Annotated in this window: 17 protein-coding genes; 2 read left to right on the top strand and 15 right to left on the bottom strand. The window is 66.7% G+C overall.

All coding sequences use genetic code 11. From position 1 onward, the window contains the following. Positions 1–79 precede the first annotated feature (79 nt). Both ACNA0R_RS19640 and ACNA0R_RS19635 read right to left on the bottom strand, forming a co-directional pair. Positions 80–2,095, bottom strand: coding sequence for a hydantoinase B/oxoprolinase family protein (locus ACNA0R_RS19640; protein ID WP_415827733.1), 2,016 nt, complete (start codon positions 2,093–2,095; stop codon positions 80–82). Continuing rightward, positions 2,092–4,143 (bottom strand): hydantoinase/oxoprolinase family protein, encoded by a 2,052-nt coding sequence (locus ACNA0R_RS19635; protein WP_415827732.1) that lies wholly within the window; start codon positions 4,141–4,143, stop codon positions 2,092–2,094. The genes ACNA0R_RS19640 and ACNA0R_RS19635 overlap by 4 nt, the downstream gene beginning before the upstream one ends. An 80-nt stretch (positions 4,144–4,223) precedes the next feature. On the opposite strand from ACNA0R_RS19635, the gene ACNA0R_RS19630 reads away from it, so the two are divergent. Then, complete coding sequence (locus tag ACNA0R_RS19630) at positions 4,224–4,892, top strand: IclR family transcriptional regulator (RefSeq protein ID WP_415827731.1); 669 nt, start codon at positions 4,224–4,226, stop codon at positions 4,890–4,892. A 35-nt stretch (positions 4,893–4,927) separates the two neighbouring features. Here ACNA0R_RS19630 and ACNA0R_RS19625 read toward each other — a convergent pair whose 3' ends face one another. The 10 genes from ACNA0R_RS19625 to ACNA0R_RS19580 are packed head-to-tail and all read right to left on the bottom strand — an operon-like array spanning position 4,928 to position 15,173. Beyond that, positions 4,928–6,019, bottom strand: a complete 1,092-nt coding sequence (locus ACNA0R_RS19625) for a hypothetical protein (protein WP_415827730.1) — start codon at positions 6,017–6,019, stop codon at positions 4,928–4,930. A 23-nt stretch (positions 6,020–6,042) separates the two neighbouring features. Next, entirely contained in the window at positions 6,043–7,335 is a 1,293-nt protein-coding gene (locus ACNA0R_RS19620; RefSeq protein ID WP_415827729.1) for a hypothetical protein, read from the bottom strand. After that, on the bottom strand, positions 7,292–8,305 hold the full coding sequence (locus ACNA0R_RS19615) for an ABC transporter ATP-binding protein (protein WP_415827728.1): 1,014 nt from the start codon (positions 8,303–8,305) through the stop codon (positions 7,292–7,294). Before ACNA0R_RS19615 ends, ACNA0R_RS19620 begins: the two co-directional genes overlap by 44 nt. Beyond that, positions 8,302–9,294, bottom strand: a complete 993-nt coding sequence (locus ACNA0R_RS19610; RefSeq protein ID WP_415827727.1) for an ABC transporter ATP-binding protein — start codon at positions 9,292–9,294, stop codon at positions 8,302–8,304. Before ACNA0R_RS19610 ends, ACNA0R_RS19615 begins: the two co-directional genes overlap by 4 nt. Continuing rightward, positions 9,291–10,169, bottom strand: a complete 879-nt coding sequence (locus tag ACNA0R_RS19605; RefSeq protein ID WP_415827726.1) for an ABC transporter permease — start codon at positions 10,167–10,169, stop codon at positions 9,291–9,293. Before ACNA0R_RS19605 ends, ACNA0R_RS19610 begins: the two co-directional genes overlap by 4 nt. After that, entirely contained in the window at positions 10,166–11,107 is a 942-nt protein-coding gene (locus ACNA0R_RS19600) for an ABC transporter permease (RefSeq protein ID WP_415827725.1), read from the bottom strand. Before ACNA0R_RS19600 ends, ACNA0R_RS19605 begins: the two co-directional genes overlap by 4 nt. After that, positions 11,104–12,354, bottom strand: a complete 1,251-nt coding sequence (locus ACNA0R_RS19595; protein WP_415827724.1) for an NAD(P)/FAD-dependent oxidoreductase — start codon at positions 12,352–12,354, stop codon at positions 11,104–11,106. Before ACNA0R_RS19595 ends, ACNA0R_RS19600 begins: the two co-directional genes overlap by 4 nt. Next, entirely contained in the window at positions 12,351–13,751 is a 1,401-nt protein-coding gene (locus tag ACNA0R_RS19590; RefSeq protein ID WP_415827723.1) for an FAD-dependent oxidoreductase, read from the bottom strand. Before ACNA0R_RS19590 ends, ACNA0R_RS19595 begins: the two co-directional genes overlap by 4 nt. Then, positions 13,748–14,044: a (2Fe-2S)-binding protein gene (locus tag ACNA0R_RS19585; RefSeq protein WP_415827782.1), complete on the bottom strand. Its 297-nt coding sequence runs from the start codon at positions 14,042–14,044 to the stop codon at positions 13,748–13,750. Before ACNA0R_RS19585 ends, ACNA0R_RS19590 begins: the two co-directional genes overlap by 4 nt. Then, positions 14,025–15,173 carry an NAD(P)/FAD-dependent oxidoreductase gene (locus tag ACNA0R_RS19580; RefSeq protein ID WP_415827722.1) on the bottom strand — a complete coding sequence of 383 codons (1,149 nt, stop codon included), beginning with the start codon at positions 15,171–15,173 and terminating at the stop codon, positions 14,025–14,027. The genes ACNA0R_RS19585 and ACNA0R_RS19580 overlap by 20 nt, the downstream gene beginning before the upstream one ends. Before the next feature lie 173 nt (positions 15,174–15,346). On the opposite strand from ACNA0R_RS19580, the gene ACNA0R_RS19575 reads away from it, so the two are divergent. Beyond that, positions 15,347–16,300, top strand: a complete 954-nt coding sequence (locus ACNA0R_RS19575; protein ID WP_415827721.1) for a LysR substrate-binding domain-containing protein — start codon at positions 15,347–15,349, stop codon at positions 16,298–16,300. A gap of 65 nt (positions 16,301–16,365) precedes the next feature. Here ACNA0R_RS19575 and ACNA0R_RS19570 read toward each other — a convergent pair whose 3' ends face one another. The 3 genes from ACNA0R_RS19570 to ACNA0R_RS19560 all read right to left on the bottom strand — a co-directional run bounded on the left by ACNA0R_RS19570 (position 16,366) and on the right by ACNA0R_RS19560 (position 20,239). Next, the gene (locus ACNA0R_RS19570) at positions 16,366–17,925 is read right to left on the bottom strand and encodes an ABC transporter substrate-binding protein (RefSeq protein WP_415827720.1); all 1,560 of its coding nucleotides are present in this window, start codon (positions 17,923–17,925) and stop codon (positions 16,366–16,368) included. 242 nt (positions 17,926–18,167) lie between these two features. Then, complete coding sequence (locus ACNA0R_RS19565; protein ID WP_415827719.1) at positions 18,168–19,265, bottom strand: mandelate racemase/muconate lactonizing enzyme family protein; 1,098 nt, start codon at positions 19,263–19,265, stop codon at positions 18,168–18,170. A 2-nt stretch (positions 19,266–19,267) separates the two neighbouring features. Then, positions 19,268–20,239, bottom strand: coding sequence for a Bug family tripartite tricarboxylate transporter substrate binding protein (locus ACNA0R_RS19560; protein WP_415827718.1), 972 nt, complete (start codon positions 20,237–20,239; stop codon positions 19,268–19,270). Between the last annotated feature and the right edge of the window lie 120 nt (positions 20,240–20,359).

Here is a 20,359-nt window from a genome sequence, read left to right as displayed (position 1 = left end):
TTATTCACGGTTCCGGGCGGGCAGCCTGGTTCCGCATCGGACGATGCAAGGCACGCATTGCGGTTTCCGGACAGGAAGTTCAGGCCGTTGCCGCGGTCCCGGCCGGAATGGTTTCCAGCGCGGGAAGCTCGGCGTAGCGTTCGCTGAGCTGGCGGTATATTCGCTCGATATCGGCGGCGCCGCCATCCTGCGGCGGCTCGCTGCCGGCCAGCGCGGCGAACATCTGGTGCTTGACGAAATGGCGCCAGGTGATCGGCAGCGCCGCCATGATGCGCGTCATGGCGTCATAGCGGGCGCCGGTCCAGATGCTTTCGAAGCGGGTGCGGCCGGGACCATAGTCGAAATGGCCGGCCGGCGCCTTGCCTGCCGCCGCGCGCAGCTGGCGCGTGGCCGCCTCATCGACGGTCATGTCATCGCGTATCGCAACGCCGTAGGCGTCGCGCGCGCGCCGCACGGAGACGAAGCCGGCGCGCACGTCTTCCAATACTTTCTCTACCGGCCGCTCGTGGGGGTCGCCGTAGCCGCCGCCCGCCGGCCCTTCCAGGCGGATCACATCGCCCGGGGCGCAGTTGACCAGGTCGCTGTTACGCAGTTCCTCCGCCGCCGGCGTGTCGGGATTCTTGATGAAGCGCGAGTTCGCGCCGGCCTGGCCTCCAACCACGCCCCAGGCCGCCAGTTCGGACCGGTTGCGGTTGCGGGCGGTCACCACGCCGTTGGGCGCCAGCAGCTTGAATTCCATGGTCGCGGCATTGCCGCCGCGCAGGCGGCCGGCGCCGCCGGTATCCGGCACCAGGCCATAGCGGATGATTTCGATCGGCACTTCGGCCTCATTGATCTCCACCGGCGTGTTCTTCAGGAAGGCGTTATTGGCGCCGCAGCCTTCGACGCCGTCGTACTCCGGGCCGCCGCCGGCGCCGCCGCCGCAGGGACCAATGGAAGACAGCACCTGGCGGCCGCCGCGCGTGGTGGTCTTTACGTTCAGCAGCGTGGATCCGCCCGCGGGGCAGGCCGGCAGGCGATCGGGCAGGGCGCGATTGAAGACGCCGAAGGTGCAGGCCTGGATGACCGCGGCCGTCAGGCTGCGCATGCCCACGGCGGCCGGCGCCACCGGGTTGACGATGGAGCCTTCCGGCAGCACCGCGCGCATGGGCCGCACCGAGCCGGCATTCAGCACGTTGCGCGGCGCCAGCGTGTGCATGACGTAGATCAGGCCCACGGTGATGACCGAATGGTGGCCATCGCCGCCGGTGGGCACGTTCAGCGACGACGCCACCTGCGGATCGCTGCCCGTAAAGTCCATCTCCAGTTCGTCGCCGCGCACGCGCAGCGTGATGTGGATGCGGCAGGGATAGCCATTCACCGTGTCCTCGTCGGCGAATTCGGAAAACTCGTAATCGCCGTCGGGGATGTCGCGGATCAGCGCGCGCGTCTGCTGTTCGGCATAGTCGAGGATGGCCTCCGCGCCCTGCATGAATTCCTCGACGCCGAAGCGGTCGATGATCTCATGCACCTTGCGCTCGCCCACGTTGAGCGCGGCGATCTGCGCGTTCAGGTCGCCATGGTTCTGGTCCGGCATGCGCACGTTCACCTGCATGATGCGCAGCAGCTTCTCGTCGATGACGCCGTCGCGCATGAGCAGCATGGGCGGGATGCGCAGGCCTTCCTGGTGCACCTCGGTCAGCGTGCGCGACAAGGATGCCGGCACCGCGCCGCCCATATCGGTGTTGTGGATGTGGCTGCCGACGAAGCACACCAGCCGCCCGTCGCGGAATACCGGCTTCCATACGTGCATGTCGGGCGTATGGGTGGCGACGTAGCCGCTATAAGGGTCGTTGGTCAGGTAGATGTCGCCTTCGCGGTAGTCGTCGAACATCTGGATGACGCGCCCATAGTCCAGGCCGGTGTACCAGGTGGCGCCGAAGGTCTTGGGCGAGGCGAAGGTCTTGCCCGCCGGGGTCATCAGCTGGGCGGAGAAGTCCTCGGTTTCCTTGACGAAGGTGGAATACGCCGTACGCATCAGCGTATAGCCCATGGCCTCGGCGGCGGCGGTGCAGTGGTTGGCCAGGACCTGCAGGCGGAAGTTGTCCACGCTCATGATGCGGCTCCTTCGAAGGCGATGCGCAGATTGGCGTATTCATCGACGCGGCACAGATGGCCGGCCGGAATGACGGTGGTGCAGTCGTCCTGGGTGACGATGGCGGGGCCGCTGAAGTGCTGGCCGGCGGCCAGGGCGCCGCGGCTGTACAGGTCCACCTCGCGGAAGCCGCCGTCCAGCCACACGCGCACCCTGCGGTCCGCCTTGGGCGCGCCGGCGCGTGTTTCGTACCTGGGAAACCGAGGCTTGTCGTTGTTGCCCGAGATCACCACGCGCAGGCTGACGACCTGTACCGGGGCCTGTGCGTCCGCGTGGCCATACAGCTGCCGGTGCATATCATGGAAGGCTCGCGCCACCGCCTGGATGTTCGCGGTTTCGACGTGCGCCGGATCGAGGACGGTGTCGATTTCATAGGACTGGCCGCGATAGCGCATTTCCGCGGAGTACACATATTCGGCGCCATCGATGTGGCCTTGTTCCTGGCGCAGCCATTCTTCCGCGCGTTCGCGCAAGGCCGCGAATTCTCCACGCACGTGTTGCAGGTTCTCCGGCGTCAGGTCGGTGTAGACGGTCTTCAGGAAGTCGCTCTTGAGGTCGGCGATCAGGCCCCCCAGCGCGCTGAGCGTGCCGGGCGAGGGCGGGACGACGATTTCCTTGACCTTGATCTCCCGCGCCAGGAAGCATCCCAGCATGGGACCGGCGCCGCCGAAGGCCAGCACGGCGTATTCGCGCGGGTCGATGCCATAGCGCGACACCAGGCCGCTGACTTCGGTATACATGCCCGACACGGCGATCTGGATAATGGCTTCCGCCGTTTCCTCGATGCCGCGGCCCAGCTGGCTGGCCAGTTCACCGACGGCCTTGCGGGCGGCCTCGGCGTCCACTTCGACAGCCTGGTAGCCGAGGTCGGAATGGCCGACGAGTCCGCAGCAGACGAAGGCGTCCGTAATGGTGGCGCGCGTGCCGCCGCGGCGGTAGCAGGCGGGGCCGGGCCGCGAACCGGCGCTTTCCGGGCCTACCTTGAGTACGCCCAGCGGATCGACCCAGGCGATGGAGCCGCCGCCTTCGCCCACGGAGGACACGGAGACGGAGGGGATGTAGATCTGGAAGTCGCCGATCAGCTCGCCGACGCCGTACTGCGGCTTGCCGTCGATGATGACGGCGATGTCCGCGCTGGTGCCGCCGATGTCCAGGCTCAGGCAGCGCGGGATGCCGGCGGTGGCGGCGACGTGGCTGGCGCCGATTACGCCGGCGGCCGTGCCGGACAGGATCATTTGCACGCAATCGCGCTTGCCCTGTTCGGCAGTCATCACGCCGCCGTTGGATTTGGTCAGGCGCGGTTCCGGCCGCACGCCGGCATTCTTCAGCGCGGCTTGCAGCGAGCCCAGGTAGTGCGCGACGCGCGGCTGCACGTAGCCGCCGATGACGGCGGTGATGGTGCGTTCGTATTCGCGGATGATGGGCCAGGTTTCGCTGGAGCAGGACACCGGCAGGTCCGGCGCGATGGCGGCGATGATCTCCCGCACGCGCCGTTCATGCGCGGGATTGCGGTAGGCGTGCAGCAGGGAGATGACGATGCCTTCCGCGCCGGCGTTTTGCGCCGCCCGGACCGCTCGTTCGACGCTCGCTTCGTCCAGCGGCTTGCGCACCGAACCGTCGGGCGCCATGCGCTCGGCGATGCCGAAGACCATGCTGCGCTTGACCAGCGGTTCCGGCCGCCGCGACAGCAGGTGGTACATGTCCGGCGTTTTCAGGCGCGCCAGCTCCAGCACGTCGCAGAAGTTCTCCGTGGCGAACAGGGCCAGCTTCAGGCCCTTGCGCTGGATGACGGTGTTGATGCCCACCGTGGTGCCGTGGGTGAAATAGCTGATCTGTTCGGGTTGGATGCCGTAGCGCTCGCCCAGCATGCGCACCCCGGCGATGACTTCCTCGCCCGGCTGGTCCGGGCGGGAGAAAACCTTGAGACTTTTGATGTCACCCGTGTCTTCGTCGAACACGGCGAAATCGGTGAAAGAGCCGCCGATGTCGACGCCTACCCTGTAGCCCATGCTGCCCCCGATCTGTTGCGGAACTCCCAACCGCTTGCGGGGTACCCGAAAGGCAGGCTAGAATGTTCACTAGATGAACAATGATTTCATGCCGTGGTCAAATGAATGATAATAGGTCGGTCCAGCGGTGTCTAGCCATCCTGCGCGGTTTTCGCGGGGGACCCGGGCAATCCCTAACCGCCTTGTCCAAGGCGGTCGACCTGCCGCATTCCACCGTGCTGCGACTGTTGAACACCCTGCAGGGAGAGGGCTATGTGCGCAAGGAAGGTACGCTGTGGTCGCTGACGCCGCAGCTGCTGGAGATCGGCTTCGCCGCGCTCGCCAACACGGGCGTCAATGAGTTCATCCAGTCGTCGCTGCAGGACCTGGCCAATCGGTGCAACGGTACGGTGAACATCGGCGAGAGAGGGCGCGATGAAGTGATCATCATCGCCCGCGCCAGTTCGGATTCGGAACGGCGCAAGATCGTGGTGGTGAATCTGCGCGTGGGCAGCTCGATGCCGAACACCAGCGCCCTGTACCGGGCGCTGGATATGTCGGAAGACTCATGGGCGATCGCGCGCTACACGGACCGCAAGGTCACGACGCTGGGGATCCCGCTGTTCAGCGGACAGTCGCGCAGCCTGTCGCTGGGCCTGTCCGTGAATGACGACGAATATCCGGTCGACAGGATAGAAACCGAATTGCTCGGCGTGCTGCGCGTCGAGCGGGACCAGATCCGCAGGTTGATGCGGCTGGGCGAGGTGTAGGCGCACCGCGCATGGTTCATGCCGCGCAACGCGGCTCAGCCGCTGATCGACACCTGGTAAAAACCGATGCGGGGGATGGAGTCATCCTGTCCGTTCATCGAAAGCAGAATCCGCCCATGGGCCCAGTCCGTCCATATTCCTCCGTAGGGAAAATAGGCGCCCAGGGGATGGTCCCGTGGGCTGGTCGGAATGGTTTGATTGGTCTGCACATCGAAGACTTGCAGGCCGAAGTACGCCGAGGCGGTGTATAGGACGGCTGTATTCGGATCCACCGCCATGGAGGCGCTGAAACCGCCGTCGAGGGTGTCGTAGCCTTGCCGATCCCAGCCGCCATCGCCATGGATGTTGTACGGCATTATGTCCCCCGACGTAGGGTGATAAAGGCCATAGGCTCTCCCGAACTCTTCATCGATGCTGATGCCCCAGGTATCCGATTTCGGGATAGCCAGCTGCGTCACGCTGGAGCCGTCCAGCGCCGCGTAGAGGACATAGGCGTGGCTTTCCCCGATGGCATACAGGTAGTTCTCATGGAAGGCGACCGGCCGGGCGATGCCGGCCAACAGGGAGCCGTCGGTGGTCATGGGGAAGTAGGCGAAAGGGGCTTCGTAATCGTAGTAGGAAATATTCGGCGTCGCCCCGTCCCTCGCCTCGACGGAGAAAAAGGCGTTCTTGCTGCCGCCACCCGTCTTGACGAATCCATAGAGCGTGCCGCTTCGTTGCAGGATGGCTGGAATGCGACCGCTGATTCCATCGAAGGTGATCGTCCCCACTCTTGGCCAGTCAGAATCGGTCAGGCCAGTCTCGTGCAGTTCGATATAGGGAATGTTTTCGTCGACCCTCGCCAGGGCCATCGACCCGCCAGGCGCACCGCACACGGCGGTGAAAGGGCCTAGCGAGGCGGGCGCCAATTGCAGCGAGTTGGAATCCGCGGTCCATCCCAGCACCGCGAGGACATCGCCGGTTGAAGTCAGTCGGCTGCCCAGGATGGCGGCCGACTGGAAGCCGGTACCGTCGGGTAGCGGCAGGGCATCGACGAAGTAGGGGCCCATCGCGCCGATCAGGGCCGACGGTATCGTCAACGGATCCTGCGCGGGGGTAATGGTGGCGATCCTGGAGGCGGTTTGCATGGTGGATCTCGCGTCTGTGCGGCCTAATTGCTCAGTGTCACCTGGTACGCCAGGAGCTTGGACGGATCGGATGTCGCCGCGCCCAGGTAGAGAATCCCGTTGGCACTGTCCGCCCAGGTACCGCCGATGCCGCCGGCAAACGCGGGTACGGGATTCGGGCTATCCGCCGCGAAGGGCACTACCTGGCATGTCGCCGAATCGAAAACCTGCAGGCCGTCGGAGAAGGAACACGTATATAAAAGCCCCAACTGCGTATCCAGCGAAGGGGAATCGGCCGCGCCAGGCTTGACCGTGTCGTATCCCGACCGGTTCAGCGTTCCGTCGCCTTGTATGGCGTAAGGCATGATGTACTCTTTGTCGACCTGGTAGGTGCCGAAGGCCATCGATCGGGACTCATCGATGATAAGCCCCCATGTGTCGGATTTCGCGAGCGGGACGGAGCCGACATTCAGCGAACTCAAGGGCACATATAAGGCGTTGGCATGGCTTTCGTCGATGGCATATATGCGGCCCTGGTAGTACGCAATCCGGCGCGCCATGGTGATGTTCTGCTTGCCGTCATACTGCGACGGCACGGGAAAATAGGCATCGGCGGCCGTTCCGGTGTATGGGGTCAGCTGCGCGGTGGCGCTGTCCTGGGCCGCGACGCTGAAGAACGCGTTCTGGGTACCGCCTTTGATGAAGCCGTAGATCGTGCCGTTGCGCTCTATCATGTTCTGGATAGGGCCGCTGATACCGTCGATAGTGATCGACCCGGTATTCTGCCAACCGCTATCTCCCGTGATCGGTGTCCCATGGAGCGCTATGAACGGGATATTCTCATCGACCTTCGCGACTGCAAGGCGGCCGTCGCTTATTCCACAGACCGCTGTGAATGGCGTGATCGACTGGGGTGCTTCGTTTATCTCGTATTGCGCCGATGTCTTGTTGTAGGCAACCATCCCTATATTCGTACCGTCGTAGGACGCCATGAGCGCGCCCGAACGGTAATTGGAGGAAGTTGCCGATGCGCCGATGCCGTCGATGAAATAGGCGCCGGTCAGATTGGTATGCAGGTCACCCGGGACGGATACCGTCGCGATATTGACGACCTTTACCTGCTTCGTGCCTGCTTGCATGCCTGGTCTCCAGTAAGTTGGCTCGCCGCACCCATGATAGGGATGACTGGAATTCCGGGCGTTTGATTCCGGGCTATTCTGTTTTGAATCCCGGTCATCAAAAAAGAACGGGGCGCCTGCCCGGCGCCCCGCGGTTTGCTCGCTGGATATCGACCTATTCCGCCGTAAGCGGATAAAAGCATGCGACGCGGCGGTCATCGGCGGCGGCGCGCTGTTCCAGTTCGGGGATGCGCGTGGCGCAGTCCGGCCGTGCCTGGCCGCAGCGCGGGTGGAACGTGCAGCCGGGCGGTAGCCTGGTCGGGGCCGGGATTTCGCCGGTGATTTTCGCCAGCGCGATGCGCGCGCGCGGATCGGGCACCGGCGATGAGTCGCGCAGCACGCGGCTGTAGGGGTGTTGGGGCGCGTCCAGCACCTGGCGCGTGGGACCTTGTTCGATGATCCGGCCCAGGTACATCACGCACACGGTGTCGCAGAAATGGCGGACGACGCCCAGGTCGTGCGAGACGAAGACAAAGGACAGGCCGCGTTCTCGTTTCAGGCGTTCGAGCAGTTGCAGGATCTGCGCCTGCACCGATACGTCCAGCGCCGACACCGGCTCGTCGGCCACGATCAATTGCGGATCCAGCACCAGCGCCCGCGCGATGCCGATGCGCTGGCGCTGGCCGCCGGAGAATTCATGCGGATAGCGGTCCAGCGCGGATAGCGGCAGGCCGACCTCCTGGATGGTCTGCGTTATCTTGGCTTCTATCCGCGCCGCGTCGCCCATGCCGTGCACGTAGAGCGGTTCGGCCAAAGCCTGCCGTACGGTGCGGCGCGGGTTCAGGGATGCATAGGGATCCTGGAACACGATCTGCATGCGTTGGCGCAGGGCGCGCATTTGCGCGCTGGTGGCCTCGCCCACGTCCTGGCCGTCGAAAAAGATATCGCCCTCGTCGCGCTCGATCAAACGCAACAGCAGCCGCGCCACGGTGGATTTACCGCAGCCCGATTCGCCGACCAGTCCCAGCGATTGGCCGCGGCGCACATCGAAGGAAACGCCGTTGACCGCATGGACGGTCTGCTTGCGGCCGCCCAGCAGGCCGCCGCCGCTGTGGAAATGCTTGACCAGTCCGCGCACGCGCAGCAGCGGCGCGCCGTCGGCATCCGGCGTGATGTTGATGTTGCTCATGATTGTCCTTCCGCCGGCGCCCGCACCAGGCAGCGCACCTGGTGCGATCCATCAAGCGTGGCCAGGGTGGGGCGCGTGGTTTCGCAGCGGGCCTGCTTCAGCGGACAGCGCGGCGCATAGGCGCAGCCTGTCGGAATGGCCGTGATCGCCGGTACGCTGCCCGGGATGGGCTCGAGCGCATCGGCATCGGCGTCCACGCGCGGCATGGCGCGAAGCAGCGCTTCGGTGTAGGGATGCGTGGGACGCGCGAAAAGCGCGTCCACGTCGGCCGTCTCCACCACTTCGCCGGCGTACATGACGGCCACGCGGTCGGCGATCTGCGCCACCACGCCCAGGTTGTGCGTAATGAAGACCACCGCCATGCCGTGCGCCGTCTTCAGGTCCGCCAGCAGGCTCAGGATCTGCGCCTGGATGGTGACGTCCAGCGCGGTGGTGGGCTCATCGGCCAGCAGCACCTTGGGTTTGCAGGCCAGCGCCATGGCGATCATCACGCGTTGGCGCATGCCGCCCGAGAACTGGTGCGGATAGTCGTCGTAGCGGCTGGCGGCCGCCGGAATTTTCACTTCTTCCAGCGCCCGCAGGGCAACCTCGCGCGCCTCGCGCCAGGAGATCCGGCGGTGCTGGCGGACGGCTTCGGCGATCTGGTCGCCCACCGTCATGGTCGGGTTCAGCGACGTCATCGGCTCCTGGAAGATCATGGCGATGGCGTCACCGCGCAGGCGCGCCATCTCCTTTTCCGGCAGCGCCGACAGATCCTTGCCTTCCAGCAGCACTTGTCCGCCACCGTGGCGCGCACCGGTGGACGGCAGCAGGCGCAGGATGGACAGCGCGGTGACGCTCTTGCCGCTCCCCGATTCGCCCACCACGGCCAGTGTTTCGTTCCTCTTCACCGACAAAGACACGTCGCGCACGGCGGCGTACCAGGCGCCTCCTATGCGGAATTCCGTGCGCAGGTCGCGCAGCTCCAATACGGCGTCCGTCGTGGTCATGAGTGCTCCGAGCGCAGCTTGGGATCGATGGCGTCGCGCAGGGCGTCGCCCAGCAGGTTCAGGGCCAGCACCGTCAACAGGATCGCGACGCTGGGGAATACGGTCAGCCACCAGGCATCCAGGATGTTCTCGAAGCCTTCGCGGATCATGCCGCCCCAGGTGGCCGCCGGTGGCGGCACGCCCAGTCCGATGAAGCTCAGCGAGGCCTCGGTGCGGATGGCGGAGGCCATCCACAAGGACCCCAGCACCACCACGTCCGAAATCATATTGGGCAGGATGTGCACGCCCATCAGGCGCAGCGGCCCATAGCCCAGCGCGCGGCCGGCCTCGACGAAGTCGCGTTGTTTCAGCGCGATGGTCGGCGCGCGGGCGACGCGGACGAAGGGCGCGATTTCGGTGATCGCGATGGCGATGATCAGGTTTTCCAGGCTGGCGCCCAGCATGGCGGCCACCATCAGGCCCAGCAGCAGCGTGGGGAAAGACAGCAGCACGTCCACCAGGCCCATGATGAACTGATCCACCAGGCCGCCGACATAGCCCGCCAGGATGCCCAGCGACGCGCCTATGCTCATGGCGATCAGGATGGCGACGAAGCCCACCAGCAGGGACACGCGGGCCCCGTAGATCAGGCGCGACAGCACGTCGCGGCCATAGCTGTCGGTGCCCAGCCAGAATTCGGCGGACGGCGGTTCCAGGCGATAGGCAATGTTCTGCTGCAAGGGATCGTGCGGCGCGAGCCACGGCGCGAATATCGCCACCAGCGCGATCAATAGCAGCAGGCCTATGCCTATCCACGACAGGCGATTGCGGCGCAGCGCCAGCCACAGCGCGTTGGGCCGGGAGGCTGCGGGGGCGGGGGCGGTGACGGCGCTCATTTGTATTTCACCCGGGGATCGACCATCCCGTACACCAGGTCGGTCAGCAGATTGACGAGAATCACGCAGGCCGCGAATACCACCATCAGGCCTTGCAGCAGCGTGTAGTCGCGCGTGTTCAGCGCGCCCAGTATCAGCTTGCCCAGGCCGGGCCGGTTGAAGACGATTTCCGTCAGCACCGAATTGCCGATCAGGGTGCCGAAGTAAAGGCCCACGACGGTGACGATGGGGATCAGCGCGTTGCGCAGGCCGTGGCGCAGCACCAGGCGCAGGGGACGCACGCCCTTGGCGCGCGCGGTGCGCACATAGTCTTCGCCCATCACGCCCAGCATGGAGGAGCGCGTGACGCGCATGACGTAGGCGGTCATGATCAAGCCCAGGTTGAAGGCCGGCAGCACCAGCGCGCGCAGTTGCGTGGTCCAGTCGCCGGCGACCGTGCTGCCGATCACGGGAAACCATTGCAGCTGGATGGCGAAGGCCAGCAGCATCAGGATCGCCGAGACGAAGGCGGGAAACGACAGTCCCGTCAGCGACAGCACGCGGCCCAGGTAATCGGGCCAGGCATTGCGGCGCAGCGCCGCCCAGATGCCCAGCGGCAGGCCGAAGACGATGCCGATCAGAATGGATGCCGCGGTGAGCTGCAGCGTCCACGGCAGCACCAGCGCCACTTCCTGCAGCACGGTGCGGCCGCTGGCCATCGATACGCCGAAATTGCCGGACAGCATGTCGCGCAGGAAATGGAAGTACTGCACCTGCACCGGCAGGTTCAGCCCCAGCCGTTCGCGCAGCGCAGCCAGCGCGGCGGCGCTGGCCTGGTCGCCCAGCATCACCGCCGCCGGATCGCCCGGCACGAGGCGCACCAGGACGAATACCGCCGTCAGCATGGCCAGCAGGGTGGGGATCGCCAGCAACAGGCGTTTGACGGCGTAGCGCATCATGATGGGGCTCCCTGTACCGTGCTTTGCGCCGCGCCTTGCGTGGCGGGCGGCACCGTTTCCGGCGCGGGTTCCGGTGCGCCGGTGACCCAGGGCGTGCCGCTATCCCTGGGCGCGCCGGGCATCAGGCGGCGCGCGTCCAGGTTCTGGATCGCGCGCGCCGTTTTGCCCGTCAGCACCAGGTCGGCCAGCGCCGCGCCCACCACCGGCACCAGTTCGAAGCCATGGCCGGAATAACCGAAGGCATGGAACACGCCGGGCGCGCCGGGCGAAGGACAGACGACGGGCAGCAGGTCTTCCGTCTTCGCTTCCAGGCCGGCCCATACGCGCACGATGCGTATGTCGCGCACCGCCGGAAACAGGTCGGTGGAGGCTTTCGCGCCCTTGGCCAGCACGCGCATGCGCGCGGTCGAGGTTTCCTTGTCCAGGTCGGGTATGCCCTGCAGGCCGCCGCCGATCACCAGCGTGCCCTGGTCGGATTGCTTGAAGGACAGCGACCGGCCCATGATGGAGACGACCGGCTTGATGAAGGGCCGCAACCGTTCGCTGACCATCATCATGGACGACTTCGTCGCCAGCGGGATGTCGTCGCCGACCAGGGCGGCGATGCGCGCGCCCCAGGCGCCGGCCGCGTTGACGATGGCGGGGGCCGTCCATTGCCGCGCTACGCCATCCGGGCCGGCGTCGCCGGTAACGCGCCAGTCCGCGCCTTGCCGCTCGATCGCGACGACGCCGCAATGTTCCACCAGCTCGGCGCCGGCCTGCAGCGCGCTGCGGCGGAAAGCGCGCAGCGCGCGGTGCGGATCGGCCGCGCCGTCGCGCCGCGCGATGGAGGCGCCCACGCAATGGGGGCTCAGTTCGGGCAGGATGCGGCGCAGCTCCTCGGGACCTATGATCTCTTCATGGGTATAGCCGGCCGCGCGCAGGCCGTCGACGCGGGTCCGCAGGCGCGCCAGGGCCTCGGGGTGCTCGGCCACGCAGACCTGGCCGTTGGCATGGAAGCCGCAGTCGTCGCCGACCAGCGCGGCCATGTCGTGCCACATGTCCATGGCTTCCAGCGACAGATCCAGTTCGCGCAGGTCGCGGTTCAGCGTGCGCACGCCGGCCGCGGTGGCGCCGGAGGCGTGGCGGCCGACCCAGTGCTTTTCCACCACCACCACGCGCGCGCCGCGGCGCGACAGGTGCATGGCGGCCGACAGGCCATGCAGGCCGCCGCCGATGATGATGGCATCGTAGACGCGATTGCTCATTTGGCCTCGTCTCCGGTATCCAGGCTGGCCAGTTCGCCCAGCGTCAGCGGCTTGAGCGGCGGACGGATGCGGTAGAAGCCCACTTCGGCCACCGGGCGCTGCTGTTTCTCCGCCAGGATGTGCGCGATGGTGTAGCCGCACTGGCGTCCCTGGCAAGGGCCCATGCCGGCGCGCGTGAATGACTTGATCTGGTTGGGACCGGGCTGGCCCAGTTCGGCGGCCTTGCGGATATCGCCGGCGGTCAGCTCCTCGCAGCGGCAGACGATGGTGTCGTCCGATGGCGAGAATACGCCGGGCCGTGGCGGGTACATGGCGTCGAGCATGGGGCGCAGCCGCAGCATGTCGGCCAGCGCCCGGCGCAGCGGTGCGGCGGCCGATTCGGCCTGCGGCTGGCTCAGCCTGCCGGCGCCCAGCAGCATGCCCAGGGCGGTCAGCTCGCCCCGTACGGTCGCCGCCGTGGCGCCGCCTATGCCGGCGCCATCGCCGGCCACGTAGACGCCTTGGCGGGTGGTCTGGCCCCAGGCATCCAGGACCGGCGCCAGGCAGGCCTGCTGCTCGTTCCAGGCCAGCTTGCATTCCAGCGCGCGCGCCATGTGGATGGACGGCACGACGCCTTCATGCGCCAGCAGCACCTGTGCGTCCTCGCGCACGGTGCGGCCGTGCTTGGTGATGTATTCGATCTGCTGCAGCCGGCCGTCGCCCAGCGCGCGGAAGCCGCGCACGCCGCGCAGGCGCCGCACGCCGGCCTGGCGCAGTTCGCGCAGCCAGCGCAAGCCCTTGCCGACTTCGCCGGCGCGGCGCAGCGCATCGGCGACATAGGGCAGGGCGCGGCGGAAGCCGTCGGGCGGCGAGGTATCCAGCCAGCCGGCGACGCGGCCGCCGGCGCGCAGCAGCTGCGCCATGTACAGCAGCACCAATGGGCCGCTGCCCGCTATCCAGACGGGCTGGGCCGGCACCTCGCGCGCGGTCTTCAGCAGGATCTGCGCGGCGCCCACCGTCAGCACGCCCGGCAGCGTCCAGCCGGGGAAGGGATTGGGGCGCTCCTGTGCTCCCGTGGCCAGCAGTACCTGGCGGGCGCGCACGACTTCGGCCTGGCCGGCGCGCGTCATGTAGACGTGCCAGTCCGGTTCGATTTGCCAGACCTGGGTGCCCGGTTCGTAGACGGCGCCGCAGCGGCGGAACGATTCGGCGATCGCCGAGCCGGCGCGATATTCGTCGCCCAGCAATTCGCCCATGGGCGTGGCGGCAACGGTTTCGACGGCGCGCCAGATCTGGCCGCCGGGCGCGGGCTGCTCGTCCACCACCAGCACGTTCATGCCGTGCGCGCGCAGGCGGATGGCCGCGCTCATGCCGGCCGGGCCGGCGCCGATGATGACGGCATCGAATTCACGGATCATGGCAGCACGCTCCGCTTGCCGAACTGGCGCTGCACGCGCATGCCTTCCCGCACCGTGACCAGACAGGTCTGCGTGGACGCCACGCCATCGACGATGGCCAGGCAGTCGAAGCACACGCCCATCATGCAATAGGGCGCGCGCGGGCTTTCCTGCACGGGCGTGGTGCGCGTGGCGGCGGTGTCCTGCCGCAGCAGCACCGCCGCCACGGATTCGCCGGGCTCGGCGGATACCGCCACGCCGTCTATATAGACCGTCAGCGCCTGCGCGCCGGGTTCATGCAGCTTGCGAAACATCGAAGCGCTCATGGTGAAAAGCATCCAGAGTGGCCGGCAGCGCGCCGCCATCCAGCGCGCGGGCCAGGGGCCCGGCATGGAAGGACGCCAGCGTGACGCCGGAATGACAAAGCGCGGTCCACGCGCCGGAATACTGGGCCGACCCGGCATATACCGGGCGGCCGTCGGGAGTCATGACGCGCAGGCAGGACCAGTGGCGCACCAGGCGCGCGGCCGCCAGGTCGGGCAGCACGCGCAGCGCCTTGCGGCTCATGCGCGCCGCCGCTTCGGTGGTGGTGTTCAGGTCGTAGCCCACCTCTTCCTGGGTGACGCCTATCATCACCGTGCCTTCGCCGGTCTGGCGCACACCGCTGGCCGGCAGCGGCAGCAGGGGCGCCAGGCGCTCGGTGACCATGACCTGTCCGCGCTGCGGCCGCAAGGGGACGTCCAGGCCCACCATGCCGCCCAGCGCGGCGGACCCGAGGCCGGCGGCGATGACGACGTTGGCGGCGCCATAGCGTTCGGAAGCTGCGCCATTGCGTTCAGCCGCGGTACGCACGACGAAGCCGCCGCCCGCCTGGGGCTCTATCGCCTGCACCGGGCGGCGGTTGTACAGCGTGCCGCCGCGCCGCAGATACGCCGCCTGCAGCGCCGCCAGCAGGCGCAGCGGATTGACGTGGGCGTCGCGGTCGCAGAAGCTGGCGCCGGATACCTCGCGGCCCAGGCGCAAGGCGGGAAAGCGGCGCATCAGCTCGCCCGCGTCGAGCATCTCGATACAGGCCGGCAGTTCGGGGGTATTGGCGTCCCATTGCCGCATGCGGGCGGCGCGGTCCTCGAATTCGTTCTCGCCCAGGCAGAAATGCAGGCCGCCACGGTTCTCGTACTGCAAGGGCATGCCGGTCTCGCGTTCCAGGTCGCGGGCGAAGTCCGGCCACAGGCGGGCGGCCTCGTGGGACAGCCGCTGGTAGGGGATGTTGCCGTAGCCCTTGCCTTGCACCCACACCAGGCCGAAGTTGGCCTTGGCCGCGCGATAGTCGGTGTCCGCGCCGTCCAGCATCAGCACGCGCCGGCCCATGCCGGCCAGGCCCATCGCGATGGCCGAGCCGACCATGCCGGCGCCGGCGACGATGAAGTCGTAGTCGCGATTCATGCGCGATCTCCGTGGGCGTAGCGCGCTTGTGGCGGCGGTGGCGTGTATCGGTGCGGCAGGCCTGGAGACGTCCCAGCCGTCGCCCATGGCTGGAGCGGCGGCACGCCGGTTAAGCTATAACCTGCAACTAGAAATCCCAGCGTGGATTTCTTACAGGTTATGGGAGAGCGGAAATGGCGCAGACGCTGAATTTGCGGCAGATCGAGGCGTTCAAGGCGGTCATCGAGCACGGCACCGTGAGCCAGGCGGCGATCGTACTGGGCGTGTCGCAGCCGGCGGTAAGCAAACTGCTGGCGCATCTGGAAGCCGAGACGGGGCTGCACCTGTTCGACCGCGTGCGCGGCAAGCTGGCGGCGACCCTGCACGGCATGCGGCTGTACGAAGAGATCGACCGCATCTTCACCGGCTTGCGGCAGGTCGAACAGGCGGTGGACTCCATCCGCCGCGATGAGCAGCGCACGCTGTTCGTCGGTGTGCTGCCGGCGCTGTCGGGCTCCTCGATCCGGCGCGTGACCATGAACTTCCTGCGCCGTCATCCGGACGTGCGCGTCAACATCCAGACACGCGGCTCGCAGTTCCTGGCGGATTGGCTGGCGACCCGGCAGATCGATGTGGCCCTGGTCGGCAGCCGCGTCGACAATCCCTATATCGATCGCGAGCCCTTGTTCCAGCATCCGCTGATGTGCGCCTTGCCGGTGAACCATGAACTGACGCGCAAACGCGTGATCCGGCCGCGCGATCTGGACGGCCTGCCTTTTATCGCTTTCGGCGCGGACAGCCAGACCCATCAACTGGTGCGCAGCGCGTTCGATAAGGCGGGCGCGCGCGTGAACGTCGTGCTCGACGCGAATACCGCGCCGACGGCCTGCGAGTTCGTGGCGGCTGGCCTGGGTGTGTCCTTGTTTCATCCGCTGTTTGCCGATGGGTTTCAAAATCGTCTGGTGTTAAGGCGTTTCGAACCGGAAGTGATGTTCCACTACCAGCTCTGTACGATGCAGGCATCACGCAACGCGCGACTGGTCGACGCTTTCGTCGAGGCAGCCCGCGAGGTCGCGGCCGAGATTCCGCGCGATCTGCGCAGAATCTCGGTCGCGCTTAGCCAGGCGCGCCCGACCGGTCGTGCCTGACCGGCCGTGCCTAACCGGCCGTGCCTAACCGGCCGTGCCTGACCGGCCGTGCCTGACCGACCGGCTTAGCGCTTGACCGTCGTGGCCTCGGTGACCGGGGGCTGCAGGTTCAGCGCTCCCTTCAGGGCGTAGCCGTAACCCACGCCATTGCCGTGGGCCCAGACCTGCTTCAGCCCGAACAGCGGAATCGCGCAGACGTCGTCATGGATCTTGACCTGCGCGTCCTTCCACAGCGCCAGCTGCTTCCTGGCGTCGGGCTCCTGGCGCGCGGCGCGAATATCGGCGTCGGCCACGGAACAGTGGGAGAAGTTCGACTGCGCGGCGGGCGCGCCGATGGCGGCCGAAGAATCGTAGAACTCGCTCAGATAGGCGTCCGCGTTGGGAAAGCGCGCCGCGCCGTAGAACACCAGCGCGCTCTGGTCCTTGCGGCTCTTGGCCTGGTAGGTGGCATGGTCCACCACCTCCATGTCCAGCTTGATGCCGGCCTTGGCCAGCTGGGCCTGGACGATCTCCATGATGGGCTGCTGCGCCGAAATGTTCGACACCACGGACTTGATCTCGATGCCGTTGGGAAAGCCGGCCTCGGCCAGCAGCTGCTTGGCCTTGGCGACGTCATAGGTGTAGGCGCCGGCGCTGCAATCCTCGCCCAGATAGCCGTTAGGCACCACCGAACAGCCCTTGTCCGCGACGTCCTTGCCGGCGTAGCGCACGATCTCGTCGACGTTCACCGCGGCGGCGATCGCTTGCCGCACTTTCAGGTTGTCCAGCGGCTTGATGGTGCGGTTGATGTGCAGCGTGCGGAATTCGGCGGGATCGAAGATGTCGACCTTCATGCCGCGCTTTTGCGAACGCTCCACCCAGCGCTGTTCGCGCTTGCCCTGCATGATGTCGATCTCGCCGGACGTGAACGCCAGTTCGCGGGCGCTGTCCGAAGGAATCATGCGGTAGATGATGGCGCCGATCTTGGGTTTGCCGCGGAAATAGGCGTCGTTGGCGACCAGCTTCACGTACTGCTGGGTGACGTGCTCCGCGAAGGCATAGGGCCCGGTGCCGATGGGGCCGGCGCCGAACTTGTCGCCCAGTTTTTCGGCGGCTTTTTTGCTGACGATATTGCCGCCGTGATAGTTCGACACGCGGCCCAGGAAGGCGGCATCCGGGTATTTCAGCGTGATGCGCACGGTGTAGTCGTCCACCGCTTCCACTTTGTCGAGCACGTCGAAGGTGGACGCGAAGCTGGAGCGCTTGGGATCGGCGGCGCGTTGCAGCGAGTACACCACGTCCTCGGCTTTCAGTTCGCCGTAGCCGCCGTGGAACTGCACGCCCTTGCGCAGATGGAACGTCCAGGTCTTGCTGTCGGGCGACGATTCCCAACTGGTGGCCAGGTCGGGCTCCAGCGCCTTGGGATCGGCGCTGCCGGCCGGGAACTGCACCAGCGCGTCGAACATCTCCGACGCCACGCCCTTGTCCACCGTGGAGGTCGCGCGGTGCGGGTCCAGGGTAGCGTTGTCGGCGGCGCCCGAGCTGATGCGCAGTTCGGGCCTATCGTCGGCGCGCGCCGGGCTGTTGGCGGTGGCGCCCAGGGCGAGCAGGGCGATGGCCAGGACGGACAGTGCAGGACGTTTCATGATTCCCCTTGGAAGCCGCTAGCGGTCACTAGACGGTACGCAAGGTAGTCCCGGCAACCCATAGCGTCAAAGTCCTTCAGGGACTGAAGCTATTCCACAGGGTTATAGGCTGCGGCCGGCTGCCGGTCCCCCCACTGGGAAGACCGGGCGGCATTCATCCCGATGTAATGGTTAGTACGGACAGGCCGCGGTTACAAAATAACCGGCGAGCGGCCGTCCATTGTTACGTCGGCTCCGTGAACTCACGCCGGGTTTCCCGCGGCAAACCGCGCCACCGCCCGTGGATCGAAGGCGTACCCCCAGCCTGGCGCGGTGGGCACCTTGACATTGCCGTCCGCATCCAGCTCGATGGCCGCGTCATACAAGGGCGCGAACCATGGCATGTGCTCGACGATCAGCGCATTGGGCAAGGCGGCGGCCAGCGACAGGCTCATTTCGGTGAAGAGGTGGGGGGAAATCGGCGTATTGAAGACTTCCGCCACATGCGCGACCTTCAGGAATTCGGTGGGGCCGCCCATGCGTTGCAGGTCGGGCATCAGGATATCGGCCGATTTGCGTTGCAGCATGTCCAGCATGCCGAAGCGCGCGTATTCGCTTTCGCCGCTGGCGATGGGGGTGTCCAGCGCCGCGGCGACGGCTGCTTCGCCGGCATGGTCGTGATAAGGAACGGGCTCCTCGATCCAGCCCAGTTCGAATTCTTCCAGGCGGCGCCCGAGACGGATCGCGCGGTCGGCCGTGAACTGCTGATTGCAGTCCGCCATCAGGCGTATGTCGGGGCCGATGGCCTGGCGCACCGCGCGTACGCGATCGACGTCCTCCGGCATGCGCGGCTTGCCCAGCGACATCTTCATGGCGCGGTAGCCCGCCTTGACGAAGCCGGCGGCCTCGGCCTGCAGCTGGTCGATGGACGACGACAGGCGCAGGCCGCCGCTGCGATAGATGGGCAAGGTGTCGCGGCAGGCGCCGATCAGGCGGCTGACGTTCAGGCCGGCCTGCTTGCCGCGCAAGTCCCATAGCGCCATGTCGATGCCCGACATGCCGACCACGGTGGCGCCGCGATGGCCCAGGAAGGCGATATCCGCCCACGCGCGCTGCCAGAAGGCGGCGCTCATGGCCGGATCCAGGCCGATGACCAGCGGTTCCAGGCTGCGCAGGGTTTCATGCAGTACGGACAGGCGATGTCCGTTCAGCGTGAACACCATGCCTTCGCCGGTGGCGCCTTCGTCGGTGCGCAGCGTGACCAGCACGCAATCCGCCGTCTTGATGACGATGCGGGCGCTGGGGATAGGCGCGGGCAGCGGGACGCTGACGACTTTCAACTCGAGTGCGGTGATTTTCATGATTACTCCGGAACCACGCCGGCATCGCGCAGTATCGGTCCCCAGTAGGCGATATCCGCTTGTACGACCTTGCCGAATTCTTCGTTGCGGCGTCCGTCGGCGATCACGCCCAGCGCTTCCAGCCGCTTCCGCACGTCGGGCATGCGGACGATGGCCGAGAGCTCGCGGCCGAGCTTGTCGGCGATGGGCGCCGGCGTCCCGGCGGGCGCGAAAATGCCTTTCCAGGCCACCATTTCGAAGCCCGGCAAGCCGAGATCGGCGACCGGCCGCACGCCGGGCAGGGCGGCCATTTCCGTTTTGCTGGTCACGGCCAGCGCCTTCAGCCGGCCGGCCTTGATCAGCGGTTCGGCCACGGGGATGACCTCGAAGGCCATGTCCAGGCGCTTGCCCATCAGGTCCGTCATGACATTCGGGCTGCCTTTGTAGGCAATCTGCCGCATGTGCGTATGCGTCATGCTCATGAACAGCGCGGCCGACATGTGGTGGAAGCTGCCGTTGCCGCTGGTGCCGTAGTTCAGCGTATCGGGCGGCTGCGACTTCAGCTCCTTGATGATGTCCTGCACCGAGTTGAACTTGCTGTCGGGCGGCACCACCAGCACGCAGGGCCCGCGGTCGACCATGACGATGGGCGTGAAGTCCTTGCGCGGGTCGTAGGGCAGTTGCTTGTAGACGAACAGGTTGGACACATTGGTGGTGGTGTTGCCCGCCAGCAGCGTATAGCCGTCGGGCTTGGCGCGGGCCACCATCTGCGAGCCCACCATGCCGGATACCCCGGCGCGGTTCTCGATCAGCACGGGCTGGCCCAGGCGTTGGGACAGCAGCGGCGCCAGTATCCGCGTGACGGTGTCCACGCCGCCGCCCGCCGTATAGGGGACGACGATGGTGATGGGGTGATCGGGGTAGGTATCGGCGCCGGCGGCGGACGCGGCGGAAACCGCGCACAGCGCCGACAGCGCGGCCAATAGCAAACGCATGGGTGGGCTCCTCTCGTTGTGCCCGTACCTGCGGCCGGGCTCTTTTCGCCGGGGATTATGTCGCCGGCTTCACCGGGCCGGGCAGGCCGTCCATCGATATCAGCTATGCTTGATCGCGAT

The sequence above is a fragment of the Bordetella sputigena genome, from assembly GCF_965137885.1.
Taxonomy (GTDB): domain Bacteria; phylum Pseudomonadota; class Gammaproteobacteria; order Burkholderiales; family Burkholderiaceae_B; genus Bordetella_C; species Bordetella_C sputigena.
This window is presented reverse-complemented; position numbering and strand designations above follow the sequence as displayed.